Genomic DNA, 17,201 nt, shown 5'->3' on the forward strand with positions numbered 1-17,201 from the left:
GCGCCGGTGGACGTGCGCACCATCCTGTTCACGGGCAAGGGCGGCGTCGGCAAGACCACGTCGGCGGCCGGGACGGCCGTGCTGGCGGCCCGCGCCGGGCGCCGCACGCTGGTGGTCTCGACCGACGCCGCGCACTCCCTGGGTGACGCCTTCGGCGTGCCGGCCGGCGCCGAGCCGGTGGAGGTCGACCCCGGACTGTGGGTCCAGCAGGTCGACGCGCAGCGGCGCTTCGAGCGTTCGTGGGCCGAGATCCAGGGCTACCTGCTCTCCGTGCTCGACAGTGCGGGCGTCGACCCGATCACGGCCGAGGAGCTCACCGTGCTGCCGGGCGCCGAGGAGGTGCTGGCCCTGCTGGAGCTGCGCAACCAGGTGGTCAGCGGGCGCTGGGACGTGGTCGTGGTCGACTGCGCGCCCACCGCGGAGACGCTGCGGCTGCTCGCGCTGCCCGAGGCCCTCGGCTGGTACATGACGCGCGTCTTCGGGGTGCAGCGCCGCATGGTCCGGGCGCTGCGTCCCGTGCTGACCCGCGCCGCCGGGGTGCCGATGCCGGAGGACTCGGTCTTCGAGGCGGTCGAGCGGCTGCACCGCGACCTCGAGCAGGTGCAGCAGCTGCTCTCGGGGCCGGGCGCCACGGTGCGGCTCGTGCTGACCCCGGAGACGGTCGTGGTGGCCGAGGCGCGGCGCTCGTTGACGACGCTGTCGCTCTACGGCTACCGCGTCGACGGGGTGCTGGCCAACCGCGTCTTCCCCGACGGCGGTGGCGACACCTGGCGGGAGGGCTGGGTGGCCTCGCAGCAGCAGGTGCTCGCCGAGGTGCGGCAGTCCTTCGCCGGGTTGCCGGTGTGGCGCTCGGCGTACTCCTGGGGGGAGCCGGTGGGCGTCGAGTCGCTCGCCGACTTCGCCCGTGCGGCGTACGACGGCCAGGACCCGCTCGCCGAGCCCGCCGGCGACGGCCCGATGACGATCACCCGCACCACCACCGGGGCCGAGCTGCGGATCGCGCTGCCGTTCGCGCAGCGCGACGACGTCGACCTGGCAAGGCACGGCGACGAGCTGGTCGTGACGGTCGGGTCCTACCGCCGGTTGCTGGCCCTTCCAGCCGCGCTGCGCCGCCACCGTGTCGCCGCCGCGCGCGTCGAGGACGGGGTCCTGCGAGTACGGTTCCGCTTCGAGCAGGAGGAGCAGGTGTGAGCGACGCGAACGAGCCCCCCACCGGCCCCGGCGACGGCCCGGGCGGACCCTCCGGCGACCCCTCCCGCGACCCCGCTGGCGAGCCCGTGGGCAGCGTGGGCGAGGAGGCCGCCAAGCTCTTCGGCGCGCTCTCGGACTGGGCCCGCGACCAGGGCGCGGACCACCTCGGCGGTCTCGGGGGCGTCGCCGGGATGGGCCAGGGCATCGGGGCCGCGGCCCGCAGTGCCGAGGAGCACCTCGCGACCGGGGGCGCGGACTGCCGCTGGTGTCCCGTGTGCCAGCTGATCTCGGTGGTGCGGCAGACCAGCCCGGAGGTGCGGACCCACCTCACCGCCGCCGCGGGCTCGCTGGTGCAGGCCGCGGCGGCGCTGCTGGCGACACCGCCGCACGGCCAGGGACAGCAGGTGGAGAAGATCGACCTCGACGACGAGTCGGTCTGGGACGAGCAGGAGTGGGACGGGGAGCGATGACGCTGACGGTGGGGGTCGACATCGGGGGGACCAAGATCGCCGCGGGCGTCGTCGGCGAGGGCGGTCAGGTGCTGGCCCGGTCGCGGACGCGCTCCCCGGCGACGGACCCGCCCGAGATCGTGCGGACGATCGGTGAGCTCGTGCGCGGCCTGGTGGCCGGGCTGCCGGACGGTGCCGAGGTCGAGGCGGTCGGCGCCTCGGCGGCCGGCTTCGTGGACAAGCAGCGCTCCACGCTGGTCTTCGCCCCCAACCTGGCCTGGCGCGACGAGCCGCTCCGCGCCCACCTCGAGCGCGAGCTCGACCTGCCGGTCGTGATCGAGAACGACGCCAACGCCGCGGCGTGGGGCGAGTTCCGGTTCGGCGCGGGCGAGGACGTCGACAACCTGTTGATGCTGACCATCGGCACCGGCGTGGGCGGCGGTGTCGTCCTCGACGGGGAGCTCGGTCGCGGCGGCTTCGGCATGGGTGGCGAGGTCGGCCACATCACGATGGTCCCCGAGGGCGTCCGGTGCGGCTGCGGCAACCTCGGCTGCCTGGAGTCCTACGGCTCGGGGTCCGCGCTGGTGCGGATGACCCGTGAGCACGCGGCCGACGATCCTGGCGCGGCGGCGCTGCTGGAGGAGGCCGGTGGCGACGTCGCCGGGATCACCGGTCCCATGGTCACCGCGGCCGCCGCGGCCGGTGACGCGTTCGCCATCGCTCGCCTGGTCGAGCTGGGCGAGTGGATCGGCCGTGGTGTCGCGACGCTGACGGCGGTGCTCGACCCCAACGTGGTCGTCATCGGCGGCGGCGTCAGCGAGGCCGGTGACCTCCTGCTCGAGCCGGTCCGCGACAGCTTCGCCCGGCACGTCACCGGCCGGGGGCACCGGCCGCTGGCCGAGGTGCGGGGCGCACGGCTCGGCAACGCCGGCGGCATCGTCGGGGTCGCCGACCTCGCCCGCCGGCGCTGATGGCGACCCCTGCCGTCGGCGTCCCCTCCATCGGGGTCGACATCGGCGGCACCAAGGTGCTCGCGGCCGTGGTCGACGAGGCCGGGCGGGTCGTCGACACGGCCACGACGGCGACCCCGGGCAAGGGGTCGGGCATCGACGACGCCACTGCCGAGGAGGTCGAGGACGCCCTGGTCTCGGTCATCCACGCCCTGACCCGCGAGCACGGCCGCTGCACCGTGGGCGTCGCCGCCGCGGGCTTCGTGGACGCGGTGGGGGAGCGGGTGCGGTTCGCCCCCCACCTGCCGTGGCGCGACGAGCCCCTGGCCGACCGGCTCACCGAGCGCCTCGGTCACCGGGTCGTCGGCGAGGTCCACGTCGACAACGACGCCAACGCGGCGCTGTGGGCCGAGGTGCGCTTCGGGGTGGCGGGCGACGCCGAGCACGTCGTGATGATCACCCTGGGCACCGGCATCGGGGGCGCGCTGCTCCTCGGGGGCGCGCTGCACCGGGGGCGCAACGGCATGGCCGGCGAGCTCGGCCACATGCAGGTGGTCCCGGACGGCCGGCTGTGCGAGTGCGGCGGCCGGGGCTGCTGGGAGCAGTACTGCTCGGGGCGCGCGCTCGGCCGGGCCGCTGCCGCCGCCGGGTCGGAGCTGTCCGGCCCGCTGCTCACCGAGGCGGCGCAGTCCGGGGACCCGGCGGCCGTCGCGGCGTACGACGAGGTGGGGCGGTGGCTCGGTGTCGGAGCCGCCAACGTGGCCGCCGCGGTCGACCCCGAGCTGGTCGTCGTCGGGGGAGGGGTCTCCGCGGCGGGCGAGCTGCTGCTGGCCCCGGCCCGTCGGGCCCTGGCCGGCAGCCTGGTCGGGGCCGGGCACCGCGACCTGCCCGACCTGGTCGGGGCGCGGCTGGGTCCGCTCGCCGGGGTGGTCGGCGTGGCCGACCTCGCCCGCGACATGCTCTGACCCGCGGACAGACCGGCCGCGGGTCAGGCGTCCGCGGCCTGGCGCCGGTAGCCCGGCACGAGCTCCATCGCGAGCTGCTCGAGGAACAGCCCCACGTCGGTGACGATGCCGCGGGCCTGCGAGGAGCCACGGTCGGCCAGCTTGGTCACCGTGGCGGGGTTGATGTCGACGCACACCAGCGGCACCGAGGCGGGCAGCAGGTTGCCGGTGGCCACGGAGTGCAGCATGGTCGCGACCATCAGGCAGAAGCCCGCACCGTCGAGCTGGGCCCGCATCGCGCGCTGGCCGTCGATCACGTCGGTGTGGACGTCGGGCAGCGGGCCGTCGTCGCGGACCGAGCCGACGAGGACGAACTCCTTGCCGTGGGTCACCAGCGCGTGCATCACCCCGCTGGTCAGCACGCCCTGCTCCACCGCGGCCCGGATCGAGCCGGCCTTGCGGATGGTGTTGATGGCACGGATGTGGTGCTCGTGGCCGTGCTCGACGCCCTGCCCGCGGGCGAGGTCGATGCCCAGCGAGGTGCCGTAGAGCGCGGACTCGATGTCGTGGGTGGCCAGCGCGTTGCCGGCGAACAGCACGTCGACGTACCCCGCCTCCACGAGCGCCACCATCGCCGGCGCGGCGCCGGTGTGGACGACGCCGGGACCACCGACCCACAGCACCTTCTGGCCGGCCTCCTTGGCCTCGCGCATGCCGTCCGCGACCTGGCGCACCAGCACCGCCTGGGGCTTCTCGCTGGACACGTCGGACTCCATGAACCCGAACGACCCGCCGCTGCGCTCCGAGACCGGCACCGTGACACGGACTCCGGCGGCCCCGCAGACCACCCGCATCCCGGCGCGCACGTCGGCCATGGGGACCGTCCGGACGGCGACGTCGCCCGCACCGGCACCCTCGGCGGCCGGGGCGTCGCCCTCGACGACCAGCCCGCAGTCCATCTCGGGGTTCTCCACCGTCCACCAGCGCCCGCCGACCCGCACCTGCGTCTCGAGGTTGGTGCTGGAGTAGAAGCCGTCGGGGAAGACGCCGTCCTGCGCGGCGGGGACGACCTCGGCCTCGCCGGGCTCGACCTGGTTGACGCCGTGGGTCTGCAGCCGCATCAGGATCCGCTGGAGCGTCTCCTCGTCGGCCGCCGACACCTCGAGGCGGGCGTACGACGGGTCGGCGGTGCCGTGGCCGATGTCGAACTGGTGCACCACGTAGTCGCCGCCGTACTCCCCGACGTCGTTGAGCACCCGCGACAGCGAGCCCTCGTCGATCAGGTGGCCGGTGATCTCGACGCTCTCCTGGTGGGACCGCTGCGACACGGGCGTGCTCCTCGCTGTGGGGGACCGCGGCCGGCCGGGGCCGGGTGCGCGGTGGGTGCGGTGGTGGTGCGGGCGCCGCGCCCTAGAGCACCGCGCCGTCGTCGTGGCCGTCGCGCGGACCCGACCGCATCGAGGCGACCAGGAAGACGAACCCGCCGACGAACCAGGCCATGAATAGCACGCTCAGCCACTGCGGGAACGACGCCCCGACGACGATCGCGACGAGGGTCAGCAGCGGCACGCCGAACAGGCCCAGCCAGGCCAGCAGCCGGGGCGGGGTGGCCAGCGCGACCCGGGGCGGCGGGGGCGGCACGAAGTGGTCGTCCGGGTCGTCTGGCTCCTGCCGACCCTCGTCGTCCCGCGGCCGTCGTCCCGCGTCGGCCAGGGAGCCGGCCGAGCCGTCGTCGAGGTCGATGCGCTCGGGGCCCCGGCGGGCCGGCGGGCGTGCCGCGGGGGGCGCCGCGGCGGGGCCGGGGTCGTCGAAGGAGGGGTGGTCGCCGTAGTTGTCGACGATGGCCTGCCATGCCGCGGCCTCGCGGGCGGCGGCGTCCTGGGGCCCGTCGGGCGTCGCGGCCGGGGCGTGGTCGGTCGCATGGCCCGGGGCGTGGTCGGGGGCGTGGTCGCGGGCTGCGTCGGAGGCCGGGTCAGCCGCCGGGTCGGTCTCGGCCGACCGCTCGTCATCGGCGTCGGAGGGGTTCACGGCCGCTCCTCCGGTGCGCCGGTGGGCTCACTCACGTGTCTACCTCCGCAGGGTCCGGGACGACCCCCGGAGCGTGGCCCCCATCGTGTCACGTGGCCCCGCGGTGGACCAGCGACCGGAGGTCGGTCGAGGGTTCGGCCCCGGGGGCACCCATGCCCTAGTGTTCGAACGGCAGGCAGGGAGGTCGGCTGAGTTGTTCTACTGGTTCTTGCGGTACATCGCCCTCGGGCCGGTGCTGCGCGTGGTCTTCCGGCCGCGGGTCATGGGAGGGGAGCACGTCCCCGAGGACGGCCCGGCGATCCTGGCGAGCAACCACCTGTCGTACGCCGACTGGCTCTTCATGCCGCTCACCATCTCGCGCAAGGTGACCTTCGTGGCCAAGGCGGAGTACTTCAACTCCCCGGGCGTGAAGGGCTGGCTGCAGAAGAAGTTCTTCTCCGGCGCCGGCCAGGTGCCGATCGACCGCTCGGGCGCCAACGCCGCCGAGGGGGCGTTGCGGACCGCCAAGCGCGTGCTGGCCTCCGGCGAGCTGTTCGGCATCTACCCCGAAGGCACCCGCTCGCACGACGGTCGCCTCTACCGCGGCAAGACCGGCGTCGCGCGGCTCGCGCTCGAGACCGGCGTCCCGGTGGTCCCCGTGGCCGTCGTGGGCACCGACGTCGTCGCCCCGCCCGGCAAGAAGTTCGGGCAGTTCACGCGGCCCGACGTGCGCTACGGCCGCCCGCTCGACTTCAGCCGCTACGAGGGCATGGAGAACGACCGCTACATCCTGCGGTCGATCACCGACGAGATCATGTACGAGATCATGCGGCTCTCCGGCCAGGAGTACGTCGACACCTACGCCGCCGTCGCCAAGGAGACCGCCCGCGCCGAGCGGGCCTCCAGGCGCGAGGCCGCCGAGGCTGCGGAGTCGGCCGCCGGCTCCGCCCAGGACGGCACGGACGGCACGGACGGCTCGGAGATGACCCCGCTGCCCGGTGGCCGGACGGAGCCCGACGCGAGGGCCTCCTGAGGGTGGTCGGCACGCCTGGCGTCGCCCGCGAGGGCGAGCCCGGGCCCGCCGCTCGTGCCGACGAGCACGGGCCGGTGCAGGCCACGCTGCTCCGCGCCCTCGGGGTGCTGCGGTTCGTGGTGCTGGCCAACGCGCTGGTGCTCTACGCCCTGCGCTCGGGCGACTACGCCCACCCCCGGCTGGGCTGGGTCGTCGTGGCGGTGCTCGCCGGCTGGACCGTGGTCGCGGTCTGGGCCTACGGCAGGCGCAGCTGGCGGCGGGCACCGTTGCTGGTGGCCGACCTCGCCGTCGGTCTGGGGGCGATCGCCCTGACGCCGTACGTCAAGGGCGAGGGGTTCAGCGCGACCCTGCCCGGCTTCTGGGTGATGGGCGTGGTGCTCGCCTGGGCCGTGGTCTGGCGCGCCCCCGGTGGTCTCGCGGCCGCCGCCGCGGTGAGCGTGACCGACGTCAGCATCCGCGACGACTTCACCCAGGCCAACTACGGCAACATCTTCCTGCTAGTGCTGGGCGGCGCCGTGGTCGGCTTCTTGTCGATCCTGCTGCAGCAGACCGCCTCGCAGCGCGACCGGGCCGAGCGGGCCGCGGCCGCCGCGGGGGAACGGCAGCGGCTGGCCCGGGTGGTGCACGACGGCGTGCTCCAGGTGCTGGCGCTGGTGCAGCGACGGGGTCCCGAGCTCGGACCCGAGGGCGCCGAGCTCGGCCGGCTCGCGGGGGAGCAGGAGGTGCGGCTGCGCGGGCTGGTGCAGACCGGCTCGAGCGAGCTCGTGGCCCCGCTGGGCGAGCGAGACCTGGCCCGGCTGCTGGCGGAGCTGCAGGCCGCCCACGTGCAGGTGGTCGTGCCCGGGACGCCGGCGGTGCTGCCGGCCGAGACGGCCGGCGAGGTGGTCTCGGCCGTCGAGTCGTGCCTGAGCAACGTCCGCCACCACGTCGGTCGCGACGCCCCGGCCTGGGTGCTGCTCGAGGAGCTGCCCGACGCCTGGGTCGTCACCGTGCGCGACGAGGGCCCCGGCATCCCCGAGGGACGGCTGGAGGAGTCCGCGGCCCAGGGCCGGCTCGGGGTCCACCAGTCGGTCGTGGGACGGTTGCGCGACCTCGGCGGCGAGGCGACCGTGCGGTCGGCGCCGGGCGAGGGCACCGAGTGGGAGCTCCGCGTCCCGCGCCACCCCGGCCGGCGGGAGCCCGCGTGACCATCCACACCGAGCACCCCTTCGCCGACCCCGACCCCGATCCCGTACGCCGACTGCGCGGCCGCCTCGGCGGGGCGGTGACCCTCTGGACGGCGGGCGACCTCGACGGCACCCACGCTGGGCTGACCGTGTCCTCGGTGGTCGTGGGTCGCGGCGAGCCCGGTCACGTGCTCGGCCTGGTCGACCCCGACTCGGACTTCCGCGACGTGCTGGAGACGACCGGACGGGCGGTGGTGCACCTGCTGCAGTGGCGCCACCGCGACCTGGCCGAGGCCTTCGCGGGCCTGCTGCCCTCACCCGGGGGTCCGTTCCGCGGGGCCGAGTGGCAGCAGGGGAGCCACGGGCCGGTGCTGCTGCCCGCCACCAGCCACGCGCTGGTCGAGGTGGCCGACGTCCGTGAGGTCGGCTGGTCCGACCTCGTCGACGCCCGGGTCGTCGACGTGGTGCTGCACGACGACCCCGACCCGCTGGAGCACCGTCGGGGACGCTACGCGCGGCCCGCGGGCCGCTAGGGTCACGCGCGTGGGCCAGGGGGAGAACGACCAGCCGGACCAGCCGGACCAGCCGGACGTGTCCGACGCGCTCCGGGTGATGGTCGTCGACGACCACCCGATGTGGCGCGAGGGCGTCGCGCGCGACCTGACCGAGGACGGCATGCGGGTGGTCGCGACCGCGGCCGACGGTCGCGAGGCGCTGGCCCGGTTCCCGGCCGCACGACCTCAGGTGCTCGTGCTCGACCTGCAGATCCCCGAGCCCCGCGGCGTCGAGGTGACCGCGCGGGTGGTCGCGCTCGACCCGTCGGTGCGGGTGCTCATCCTCTCCGCCAGCGGTGAGCAGCAGGACGTCCTCGACGCCGTCAAGGCCGGGGCGACCGGCTACCTGGTCAAGTCGGCCTCGCGCGCCGAGCTCCTCGAGGCCGTACGACGCGTCGCGCTGGGCGACACCGTGTTCACCCCCGGTCTCGCCGGGCTGGTGCTCGGGGAGTACCGCCGGCTCTCCGACACCCCGACGACGGCTGGTGACGACACCCCGCGGCTGACCGACCGCGAGACCGAGGTGCTCCGCCTCGTGGCCAAGGGGCTGTCCTACAAGCAGATCGCCGAGCGGCTGGTGCTCTCCCACCGGACCGTGCAGAACCACGTCCAGAACACGCTGCGCAAGCTGCAGCTGCACAACCGGGTCCAGCTGGTCCGCTACGCCATCGAGCAGGGGCTGGACGACGAGCCGCTCGGCTGAGGCCGTGCGCACGCAGGTGCGTCCCGACCGACCGGCCGACCGGCCCGATCGGCGAACCGTCCCACGGGAAGCATGGGCGGACCGGTAGCGTTGTGCAGCACAGCCGAAGGGAGCCCCACATGGGTCAGGGCACGTTGTTGTTCCGTGCGTCGCTGGGTGCGGTGCTGCGCGCCGAGCGGATGCGCCAGTCCATGACCCTGCGCGACCTCTCGGCCCGGGCGCGCGTCAGCCTCGGCTACATCTCCGAGATCGAGCGCGGCCAGAAGGAGGCGTCCTCCGAGCTGCTCGCAGCGCTGTGCGAGGCCCTCGACCTGCCGCTGTCGAGCGTGCTGCGCGACGTGAGCGACCACGTCGAGACCCAGGAGCTGGCGCTGCTGCCGGTGCCCGGCCTCGTCGAGCGCGACCTCCGCGCCGGCGACGGCGACGTCGTCGCCTCCGCCGCCTGAGCGCGGCTCAGGCCACCCCGACCGCCTTCTCCAGCGCGCCCAGCTCGTCGTCGAGGTGGGTCAGCAGCCGCTGCAGCGACGGCACGCTCCGCCGGCAGCCGGTCAGGCCGAAGCACATGTCGTCGACGTAGCTGTTGCAGGTGATGTTGAGCGCCATGCCGTTGATCGGGATCGACAGCGGGTAGGTGCCGACCATCCGTGCGCCGTTGAGGTACTGCGTCTTCCGCGGCCCCGGCACGTTGCTGATGATCAGGTTGAACGGCGGGCGCAGCAGGCCGTGGAGCCGCAGCGTGGGGATCACGATCGAGGGGGCCATGCCCAGCGCCGTCATGGCGGTGATCTGGAGCGGCGTCATCGAGCTCAGTGCCTGCTTGCCGGTGACCATCGAGGCGTGGATCGAGGACAACCGGTCGGCGGCGTCGGGCAGCTCGGTGCCGAGCTTGACCATGACCGCGCCCACCGCGTTGCCGCCGTCGCCCGAGGCCTCGCCGGCCTTCTTGGCGTTGAGCCCGACCGGGACCATCGCGACCAGGCCGGTGTCCGGCAGCGCCTGACGCTCCATGAGGTAGCTGCGGATCGCGCCCGAGCACATCGCGAGCACGACGTCGTTGAGCGTGGTGCCGCTGGCCTTGCCGACCGCCCGCAGCCGCTCGAGCGGCCAGCCCTGCGCCGCGAAGCGGCGTGAGCCCGTGATGGTCGTGTTGAACATGGTGCGCGGGGCGTAGAGCGACAGCGCCGAGGTCTCGTTGCGGACGCCGTGCAGCAGGGTCTTGACCAGTGCCCCGGGCAGGCCCGCCGCGTCGGCGGTGATGCCGAGGGCGGCGCGGAACGCGTCGACCGGCACGCCGGCGATGCTCCGCTCGGCCTCCTCGCGCGCCTTCCGGGTGCGCGCCTTCGGTCGCGCCGCCCACATCGGGGCCATGCCGCGCTCGTCCGGGTCGGTCGACATCACGCTCTGCAGCAGCCGCATCGCCGAGACGCCGTCGACCAGCGAGTGGTGCAGCTTGGTGTAGAGCGCCACCCGGCCGTCGTGGAGCCCCTCGATGAGGTGTGCCTCCCACAGCGGCCGCTCCCGGGCGAGGCGGGTGCTGTGCAGCCGGGAGCACAGCTCGAGCAGCTCGCGGACCCGGCCGGGCTCGGGCAGCGCGCTGTGGCGGAAGTGGTACTCCAGGTCGAAGTCGTCGTCCTCGGTCCAGACCCACTGCCCGGCGGTGGTGATGCCTCGCGTCGGGCGCCGCAGGAACAGGGGAGCGATGTCCCCGGCCTCGCTCATCGACTCGTAGATCTGCCGGGCGTAGTCCTCGGGCGCGCCCTCGGGGCGCTCGAAGAGCTGGAGACCGCCGACGTGCATCGGCATCTGTCGGTTCTCGGCGAACAGGAACGCCGCCGAGGTCGGGTCGATCGGAACCACCACAGGTATGGCCTCTCTTGTCTTGGCCTGATCCTCGCGTGTCGTGACGCCCGACACAACCGGCGGGTAACCTCGGCTCCCGTCGAGCAGCCGCGGACCGTGGTCGGGCGCTTGGATAGGTTCACCGGGTGGACCAGCCCCGTCGCCGCGTCGCCGGTGCCTCGCCGATGATGGGCACCGCCCTGGCCGCGGGCCGGCTGAGCATGCGGCAGCGGCGCGCGCGGCTGCGGGCCAAGTCGTGGCAGGTGGCGCAGTGCGCCGTCGCGGCGGGCGTCGCGTGGTTCGTCGCGCGCGACCTGCTGCAGCACCCCACCCCGTTCTTCGCCCCGGTCGCGGCGGTGGTCAGCCTCGGCACCAGCTACGGCCAGCGGCTGCGGCGGGTCGCGGAGGTCACCGTGGGCGTCGCGGTGGGCGTCCTGCTCGGCGACGTCATCACCTACACCCTCGGCAACGGTCCGCTGCAGATCGTGCTGCTCGTGGCGTTGGCCATGACCGCGGCGCTCCTGCTCGACGCCGGCACGCTCCTGGTCACCCAGGCCGCGGTGCAGGCGATCATCGTGGCCACCCTGGCGCCCGCCCCCGGCGCCTCCCTGCTGCGGTGGACCGACGCCCTGGTCGGCGGCGCGGTCGCCCTGGTGGCGGCCACCGTCGTGCCCCGGGCGCCGCTGCGGCGCCCGCGCGAGCAGGCGGCCGTGGTGGTCCGCAAGATCTCGGGGTTGCTGCGCGCGGCCGCCGAGGGGGTCCTCGACGGCGACGCCGAGCGCTCGATGGAGGTGCTGCGCGACGCCCGCACCACCGACGGGCTGGTGGAGGAGCTGCGCGCGGCCTCGGCCGAGGGGCTGTCGGTGGTGGCGTCCTCGCCCTTCCGGCTGCGGCACCGCGGCGGCGTACGGGCGATGGCGGAGCTGGTCGAGCCGCTCGACTTCGCGCTGCGCAACACCCGGGTGCTCGTACGCCGCGTGGCCGTGGCCGGCATGCGCGACGAGCCCGTCCCCGCGTCGTACGCCGCCCTGCTGCGCGAGCTCGCCGAGTGCAGCGACGCCGTCGCCGAGGAGCTCGCCGCGGGCCGGCTGCCCGGGTCGGTGCGGGCCCGGCTGACCGAGCTGGGCCGGGCGACCTCGCGGGCCGAGCGGGTCCACGACCTCTCCGCCGAGGTGGTGCTGGCCCAGGTCCGCTCGATCGTGGCCGACCTGCTCGCCGTGAGCGGCATGGACCCCGTGGTCGCGACCAACCAGATCCCGCGGCTGCCCGACTGAGGACCGGCTACAGCTCGCCGACGACCGACTCGACGACCGCGACCAGGTCGCCGCCGGTGCGCTCGGCGACGCGCCGCTGGCGCTGGTACGACGCCCCCTGCCGGGGGATGTCGGCGACCGAGGCGAGCTCCTCGACGCAGTCCAGTCGCTCGGCGACGGGGGCCAGCTCGACCAGCAGGTCGGCCAGGTCGTCGCGCAGCAGCCGCTCGGCGGAGGTGTCGTCGAGGATGATCCAGGCGTCGAGGCCGTAGCGCGCGGCCCGCCACTTGTTCTCCTGCACGTGCCACGGCGGCAGCGTGGGCAGCGTCTCGCCGCGCTCGAGCCGCTCGACCAGGTGGACCACCAGGCAGTGGGTCAGCGCGACCAGGGCCCGCATCTCGCGCAGCGTCGAGACGCCGTCGCAGATGCGGACCTCGACGGTGCCCAGGGTCGGCGCGGGTCGGACGTCCCAGCGGATCTCGTCGATGTGCTCGATCACGCCGGTGGTGAGCAGGTCGTCGGCGTAGCGCTCGAAGCCCGCCCAGTCCTCGAAGGCGAAGGGGAGGCCGGCCGTGGGCAGCTGCTGGAACATCATCGCCCGGTTGCTGGCGTAGCCGGTGTCGGTGCCGGCCCAGATGGGGGAGGAGGCCGACAGCGCCTGGAGGTGGGGGTACCACTTGAGCAGCGCCGAGACGACCGGCATCGCGTGCTCGCCCTTGACGCCGACGTGGACGTGGACGCCCCAGATCAGCATCTGGCGGCCCCACCACTGGGTGCGCGCGATCAGCTCCTCGTAGCGCTGGCCGGCGGTGAGCTGCTGACGGGACCACTCCGCGAAGGGGTGGGTGCCGGCGGAGTAGAGGTCGACGCCCAGCTCGGCGGCGAGCGGCCGGACCAGGTCGACCAGCTCGGCGAGCTGGTCGACGGCCTCGCCGGTGGTGCGGCAGATGCCGGTGGTCAGCTCGACGGTGTTGCGCAGCAACTCGCGGTGGATGCGGGGCTGCTCGCCGTGGCGCTCGGCCACCAGGTCGAAGAGCTGGGAGGCGGCGTTGACGAGGTCGCGGGAGTGCCGGTCGACGAGCCCGAACTCCCACTCGACCCCGAGGCTGGGGGTGGGGGAGTCGTGGAAGTCGATGGGCACCGGCTCATCGTTCCACGACCCGCCCTCAGCGCTGCGTGCGGCGCAGCCGGTCCAGCCAGCCGAGGTGGGTGCCGTCGAACGCGCCGGTGCGATCGGTGACGGCGGCGAGCACCTCCTGGCAGCTGCGCACCGCTCCCTCGACGACCTCGTCGGGGTAGTCCAGCTCCACCCGGTGGGCGGCGAACTCGTCCTCGTCGTCGACCCAGACCCGGCCCGTGGTGCCCCGGATGACGTCGAGGTCGAGGTCCACGGCGCGCACCAGGTGGTCGTCGTGCCAGGTCGCGGGGGTCGCGATGTCGACGTAGACGTCGAAGGGGCGGCGGGCGTCGTCGCCGTAGAACGTGGCCAGCCACCAGGCGTCGTGGGGCACCAGCGTCACGTGGTCGGCGGCGGCGTGGAAGGCGCGGGTGGGACTGGCCAGCAGGGTGCCCTCGGTGATGCCCACCCAGGTGCCGTGGCCGTCCTGGCCCAGGCGCACGGCGTCGAACTCCCAGTGCGGGGAGTCGGGCCACTTGCGGCACTCCACCCGCACGGCGGCGGCCGTGCGGGTGGGGTCGGGTGCGGGAGGCATGCGGGCGAGGATACGACCCGTCGGGCCGGTCGTCCCGGAGCCCGTCAGACGATCTTCTTGCCGGGGTTCATCCGGCCGGCGACCCGGGCCACGACGTCCTGGTAGCGGGCGCCCGCGATGCGGCCGAACTGGTGCAGCGCGTGGGCGTCGAGGCCCACCAGCTGGCGCGGCTTGCCGGCCATCGCGCCCTCCAGGATGATCCGGGCGGCCTTGTCGGCCGTCATCTTGGCCAGCTTCTGGTCGAAGAAGTCGTCGGTGGCCTGCACGTTGGTGCCGGCGACCTTGCGGCCGTTGCGGGCGATGCCGGTCTTGATGCCGCCGGGGTGCACGCAGGTGACCTTGACCGGGTGGCGGTTGACGATCATCTCCTCGCGCACCGCCTCGGTGAAGCCGCGGACGGCGAACTTGGTGGCGTTGTAGGCGCTCTGGCCGGGGATGCTGATCAGGCCGAAGAGGCTGGAGATGTTGACCAGGTGGCCGTCGCCGGAGGCGATCAGGTGGGGCAGGAACTCCTTGGTGCCGTGCACGACGCCCATGAAGTTGATGCCGACGATCCAGTCGAAGTCGTCGTACGGCATCTCCTCGAAGTCACCGGCGTAGCTGACGCCCGCGTTGTTGACGACCACGTGGACGGTGCCGAACTGCTCGGCCACGGCGGCCGCCCAGTCGACGACCTCCTGGCGGGCGGCGACGTCGACGCGGTCGCTGCGCACCTCGGCGGCACCGGCGTGCTTGAGCAGGTCGACGGTCTCGGCCAGGCCCTGCTCGTTGACGTCGCTGACGGCGACGCGGGCGCCGTGGCGGGCGGCGAGCAGCGCCACCTCGCGGCCCATGCCGGAGCCGGCGCCGGTGACGACGACGACCTTGCCCTGGAGTCGGTCCAGTCGTGAGCTCATGCTGCGTTCTCCTCGGTGTCGGTGGTGCGCTGCTGGGGGGTGGCGACGTACGCCGCGGGGTCGAAGCCGGCGAGCTGGCGCCGCAGCGTGAACAGGCTGCGCGGCCAGAGCGTGGTGTTGCGGCCGTGCTCGTCGAGGTACCAGCTGGCGCAGCCGCCCTGGTGCCACACGGTGTGCTGCATCCGGCGCTGGAGCCGCTTGTTCCAGCGGCGCTGGGCCTCCGGTCGCGGCTCCACCGTGGCCACGGCGTGCTGCTCGAGGTGCGCCAGCGCGGCCCGGATGTAGCGGATCTGGCTCTCGATGACGAAGACCATCGAGGAGTGGCCCAGCCCGGTGTTGGGGCCGACGATCTGGAACAGGTTGGGGAACCCGGCGATCGTGGTGCCCTTGTACGCCGTCATGCCGTGCTCGCGCCACACGTCGGCCAGGGTGCGGCCGTCGCGGCCCTTGATGTGGTGGGCGATCGGCTGGTCGGTGGTGTGGAAGCCGGTGGCCACGACGAGCACGTCGATCTCGCGCTCGGTGCCGTCGGCGGTGACGATGCCGGTCGGGGTGACCCGGGCGATCCGGTCGGTGACCAGCTCGACGTGGTCCTGGGCCAGCGCGGGGTAGTACTCGTTGGAGATGAGCACCCGCTTGCAGCCGAGCTTGAAGTCCGGCGTCACGGCCTCGCGCAGCGCCGGGTCGGAGATGCCCCTGCGGATGTTGGCCCGGGCCATCAGCTCGGCCGGCTTGGCGATGTCGGGGGCGGCGGTGAAGGCCGGCACGTAGGTCTCGCGGGTCAGGAACACGCCGAGCCGGTAGAGCCGCTGCAGGCCCGGCACGTGCCGCAGCGCCGCGCGCTCCAGGGCGGGGTAGGCACGGTCCTGCCGCGGCACGATCCAGGGCGCGGTGCGCTGGTAGACGTCGAGGTGCCCGACGGTCTCGGCGAGCCGCGGCACGATCTGGATGGCCGAGGCCCCGGTGCCGATCACGGCGACGCGCTTGCCGGCGAGGTCGGTGTCGTGGTCCCAGCGGGCCGAGTGGAAGATCCGGCCGTCGAAGGACTCGATGCCCTCGATGTCGGGCAGCCGGGGCTCGGACAGCCCGCCCGAGCCGGTCACCAGGACCTCGGCGGTCACGGTCCCGTGGTCGGTCACGACCTGCCACACCCGGTCGGTCTCGTCCCAGGTGGCGTCCTCGACGGTCACGCCGAAGGCGAACCGGTCGAGCACGCCGGCCTCGCGCGCCGTGCGCTCGAGGTAGGCGTGGATCTCCGGCTGCTGGGAGAACGAGCGCGTCCAGTCGGGGTTGGGCGCGAAGCTGAAGCTGTAGAGCTGGCTGGGCACGTCGCACGCGGCGCCGGGGTAGGTGTTGTCGCGCCAGGTGCCGCCGACGGTCGCGCCCTTGTCGACGACCACGAAGTCCGTGACGCCGTCCTCGTCGAGCTTGATCGCGGTGCCCAGCCCGGCGAACCCGGCGCCGACCACCAGGACCCGCACCCGGGAGGGGAGCGAGGGGCCGTCGGTCTGCTGCGCGTCGGTCGTGCTGGTCTGCTGCTGGCTCATGCCGTCTACGGTCCCAGCCTGTTGAACGCGCGTCAACAAGCCTGTTGAAAGAAGTTCAGTAAGATGGCCCACATGACGTCGTCACGGGTCCGCATGTCCCCGGACGCCCGCCGCGAGCAGCTGCTCGAGCTGGGCGTGCGGCTGCTGGGGTCCCGGTCGCTGGAGGACCTCTCGATCGAGGTGCTGGCCGAGGAGGCCGGCATCTCGCGCGGGCTGCTCTACCACTACTTCGGCGGCAAGCAGGAGTTCCACGTGGCCGTCGTACGCCGCGCCGCGGACGACCTGTTCGCCGTCACCGCCCCCGACGGCGTCGGCACCCAGCTCGAGCAGCTCGCCGGCTCGTTGGAGCGCTACGTCGACTACGTGGCGGCCAACTACCGCGGCTACGTCTCCCTGGTCCGCGGCGCCGCCGGCGGCAGCGCTGAGCTGCAGCAGATCTACGAGCAGTCACGCAACGCGCTCACCGACCGGCTGTTCGACGGGGCGGTGGCCCAGGAGGCCCGGCAGCTCGGGCTCACCGACACCCCCGCCGTCCGGCTGCTGGTGCGCGGCTGGGCGGCCTTCATGGAGGAGGTCGTCGTGGAGTGGGTGCGCGACGACCGCGGTGTGTCCCGCGCCGAGCTCCTCGACCACCTCGCCGCCTCCCTCCCCGGCATCCTGGCCCCGCTGCGCCCCTGAGGGGTGGCCCGGTCTGCCCGGTCTGCCCGGCCTGCTTGCCCGGGAGTCCTGTTGCTGTGCCGGGGTCGTGGTCCCGGAGCAGCGACGGTTTCCCAGGCGACCTCGGGAAACCGGGTTCTCCGAACAGCGGGTCCGCGACACGCCGTACGGGAGGGTCCGGGTGTTCGGAAATCGGCCCGGGACCGGCGGCGTCGCCTGCTTGCCCGGGAGTCCTGCTGCTGTGCCGGGGTCGTGGTCCCGGCGCAGCGACGGTTTCCCAGGCGACCTCGGGAAGCCGGG

18 protein-coding genes are annotated in these 17,201 nt (G+C 74.1%); 11 read left to right on the forward strand and 7 right to left on the reverse strand.

Annotated features, from left to right (window positions below; translation table 11 throughout):
- Nucleotides 1-6: 6 nt before the first annotated feature.
- From ASG49_RS06040 to ASG49_RS06055, 4 genes are read left to right on the forward strand one after another with little or no spacing between them, the layout of a single operon-like run.
- Nucleotides 7-1,191 (forward strand): ArsA family ATPase, encoded by a 1,185-nt coding sequence (locus ASG49_RS06040; RefSeq protein WP_235561922.1) that lies wholly within the window; start codon nt 7-9, stop codon nt 1,189-1,191.
- Nucleotides 1,188-1,661, forward strand: coding sequence for a hypothetical protein (locus ASG49_RS06045; protein WP_056538368.1), 474 nt, complete (start codon nt 1,188-1,190; stop codon nt 1,659-1,661). Before ASG49_RS06040 ends, ASG49_RS06045 begins: the two co-directional genes overlap by 4 nt.
- On the forward strand, nt 1,658-2,611 hold the full coding sequence (locus ASG49_RS06050; RefSeq protein WP_056538371.1) for an ROK family glucokinase: 954 nt from the start codon (nt 1,658-1,660) through the stop codon (nt 2,609-2,611). The genes ASG49_RS06045 and ASG49_RS06050 overlap by 4 nt, the downstream gene beginning before the upstream one ends.
- The gene (locus ASG49_RS06055; protein ID WP_056538376.1) at nt 2,611-3,555 is read left to right on the forward strand and encodes an ROK family protein; all 945 of its coding nucleotides are present in this window, start codon (nt 2,611-2,613) and stop codon (nt 3,553-3,555) included. Before ASG49_RS06050 ends, ASG49_RS06055 begins: the two co-directional genes overlap by 1 nt.
- Before the next feature lie 23 nt (nt 3,556-3,578).
- On the opposite strand, the gene ASG49_RS06060 is transcribed toward ASG49_RS06055, so the two are convergent.
- Complete coding sequence (locus ASG49_RS06060; protein ID WP_056538379.1) at nt 3,579-4,862, reverse strand: TIGR00300 family protein; 1,284 nt, start codon at nt 4,860-4,862, stop codon at nt 3,579-3,581.
- Nucleotides 4,863-4,944: 82 nt separating this feature from the next.
- Nucleotides 4,945-5,562, reverse strand: a complete 618-nt coding sequence (locus ASG49_RS06065) for a hypothetical protein (protein ID WP_056538381.1) — start codon at nt 5,560-5,562, stop codon at nt 4,945-4,947.
- A 193-nt stretch (nt 5,563-5,755) separates the two neighbouring features.
- Here ASG49_RS06065 and ASG49_RS06070 point away from each other — a divergent pair, with 193 nt between their 5' ends.
- The 5 genes from ASG49_RS06070 to ASG49_RS06090 all read left to right on the forward strand — a co-directional run bounded on the left by ASG49_RS06070 (nt 5,756) and on the right by ASG49_RS06090 (nt 9,443).
- Nucleotides 5,756-6,574: a 1-acyl-sn-glycerol-3-phosphate acyltransferase gene (locus ASG49_RS06070; RefSeq protein ID WP_056538384.1), complete on the forward strand. Its 819-nt coding sequence runs from the start codon at nt 5,756-5,758 to the stop codon at nt 6,572-6,574.
- Between the two features lie 2 nt (nt 6,575-6,576).
- A complete protein-coding gene (gene macS, locus ASG49_RS06075) occupies nt 6,577-7,761 on the forward strand; it encodes a MacS family sensor histidine kinase (RefSeq protein ID WP_082533818.1) in 1,185 nt (394 codons plus the stop codon).
- Nucleotides 7,758-8,273: a flavin reductase family protein gene (locus ASG49_RS06080; RefSeq protein WP_056538386.1), complete on the forward strand. Its 516-nt coding sequence runs from the start codon at nt 7,758-7,760 to the stop codon at nt 8,271-8,273. The genes macS and ASG49_RS06080 overlap by 4 nt, the downstream gene beginning before the upstream one ends.
- Nucleotides 8,274-8,352: 79 nt before the next feature.
- Nucleotides 8,353-8,997: a response regulator transcription factor gene (locus tag ASG49_RS06085; protein ID WP_056539885.1), complete on the forward strand. Its 645-nt coding sequence runs from the start codon at nt 8,353-8,355 to the stop codon at nt 8,995-8,997.
- A 119-nt stretch (nt 8,998-9,116) separates the two neighbouring features.
- Entirely contained in the window at nt 9,117-9,443 is a 327-nt protein-coding gene (locus ASG49_RS06090) for a helix-turn-helix domain-containing protein (RefSeq protein ID WP_056538389.1), read from the forward strand.
- Nucleotides 9,444-9,450: 7 nt separating this feature from the next.
- Here ASG49_RS06090 and ASG49_RS06095 read toward each other — a convergent pair whose 3' ends face one another.
- Entirely contained in the window at nt 9,451-10,857 is a 1,407-nt protein-coding gene (locus ASG49_RS06095) for a wax ester/triacylglycerol synthase family O-acyltransferase (RefSeq protein WP_082533819.1), read from the reverse strand.
- Nucleotides 10,858-10,982: 125 nt separating this feature from the next.
- Between ASG49_RS06095 and ASG49_RS06100 the strand changes: the two genes are divergently transcribed.
- On the forward strand, nt 10,983-12,110 hold the full coding sequence (locus ASG49_RS06100) for an aromatic acid exporter family protein (RefSeq protein WP_235561923.1): 1,128 nt from the start codon (nt 10,983-10,985) through the stop codon (nt 12,108-12,110).
- A gap of 7 nt (nt 12,111-12,117) precedes the next feature.
- On the opposite strand, the gene ASG49_RS06105 is transcribed toward ASG49_RS06100, so the two are convergent.
- The 4 genes from ASG49_RS06105 to ASG49_RS06120 are packed head-to-tail and all read right to left on the reverse strand — an operon-like array spanning nt 12,118 to nt 16,244.
- On the reverse strand, nt 12,118-13,230 hold the full coding sequence (locus tag ASG49_RS06105) for a glutamate--cysteine ligase (RefSeq protein ID WP_056538392.1): 1,113 nt from the start codon (nt 13,228-13,230) through the stop codon (nt 12,118-12,120).
- 25 nt (nt 13,231-13,255) lie between these two features.
- Nucleotides 13,256-13,801: a DUF402 domain-containing protein gene (locus ASG49_RS06110; RefSeq protein WP_056538394.1), complete on the reverse strand. Its 546-nt coding sequence runs from the start codon at nt 13,799-13,801 to the stop codon at nt 13,256-13,258.
- Nucleotides 13,802-13,845: 44 nt separating this feature from the next.
- Nucleotides 13,846-14,697, reverse strand: coding sequence for an SDR family oxidoreductase (locus tag ASG49_RS06115; RefSeq protein WP_056538397.1), 852 nt, complete (start codon nt 14,695-14,697; stop codon nt 13,846-13,848).
- Entirely contained in the window at nt 14,694-16,244 is a 1,551-nt protein-coding gene (locus ASG49_RS06120; RefSeq protein ID WP_056538400.1) for an NAD(P)/FAD-dependent oxidoreductase, read from the reverse strand. Before ASG49_RS06120 ends, ASG49_RS06115 begins: the two co-directional genes overlap by 4 nt.
- 72 nt (nt 16,245-16,316) lie before the next feature.
- On the opposite strand from ASG49_RS06120, the gene ASG49_RS06125 reads away from it, so the two are divergent.
- The gene (locus ASG49_RS06125; protein ID WP_235561924.1) at nt 16,317-16,922 is read left to right on the forward strand and encodes a TetR/AcrR family transcriptional regulator; all 606 of its coding nucleotides are present in this window, start codon (nt 16,317-16,319) and stop codon (nt 16,920-16,922) included.
- Nucleotides 16,923-17,201 lie beyond the last annotated feature (279 nt).

Source organism: Marmoricola sp. Leaf446 (assembly GCF_001424755.1).
Lineage (GTDB): Bacteria > Actinomycetota > Actinomycetes > Propionibacteriales > Nocardioidaceae > Marmoricola.

Excerpts from the sequence above, each read along its gene's own strand:
- ASG49_RS06050 (WP_056538371.1), top strand. The coding sequence starts at position 1,658 with ATGACGCTGACGGTGGGGGTCGACATCGGGGGGACCAAGATCGCCGCG.
- ASG49_RS06055 (WP_056538376.1), top strand. The coding sequence starts at position 2,611 with ATGGCGACCCCTGCCGTCGGCGTCCCCTCCATCGGGGTCGACATCGGC.
- ASG49_RS06085 (WP_056539885.1), top strand. The coding sequence starts at position 8,353 with ATGGTCGTCGACGACCACCCGATGTGGCGCGAGGGCGTCGCGCGCGAC.
- ASG49_RS06090 (WP_056538389.1), top strand. The coding sequence starts at position 9,117 with ATGGGTCAGGGCACGTTGTTGTTCCGTGCGTCGCTGGGTGCGGTGCTG.
- ASG49_RS06110 (WP_056538394.1), bottom strand. The coding sequence starts at position 13,801 with ATGCCTCCCGCACCCGACCCCACCCGCACGGCCGCCGCCGTGCGGGTG.
- ASG49_RS06115 (WP_056538397.1), bottom strand. The coding sequence starts at position 14,697 with ATGAGCTCACGACTGGACCGACTCCAGGGCAAGGTCGTCGTCGTCACC.
- ASG49_RS06120 (WP_056538400.1), bottom strand. The coding sequence starts at position 16,244 with ATGAGCCAGCAGCAGACCAGCACGACCGACGCGCAGCAGACCGACGGC.
- ASG49_RS06125 (WP_235561924.1), top strand. The coding sequence starts at position 16,317 with ATGACGTCGTCACGGGTCCGCATGTCCCCGGACGCCCGCCGCGAGCAG.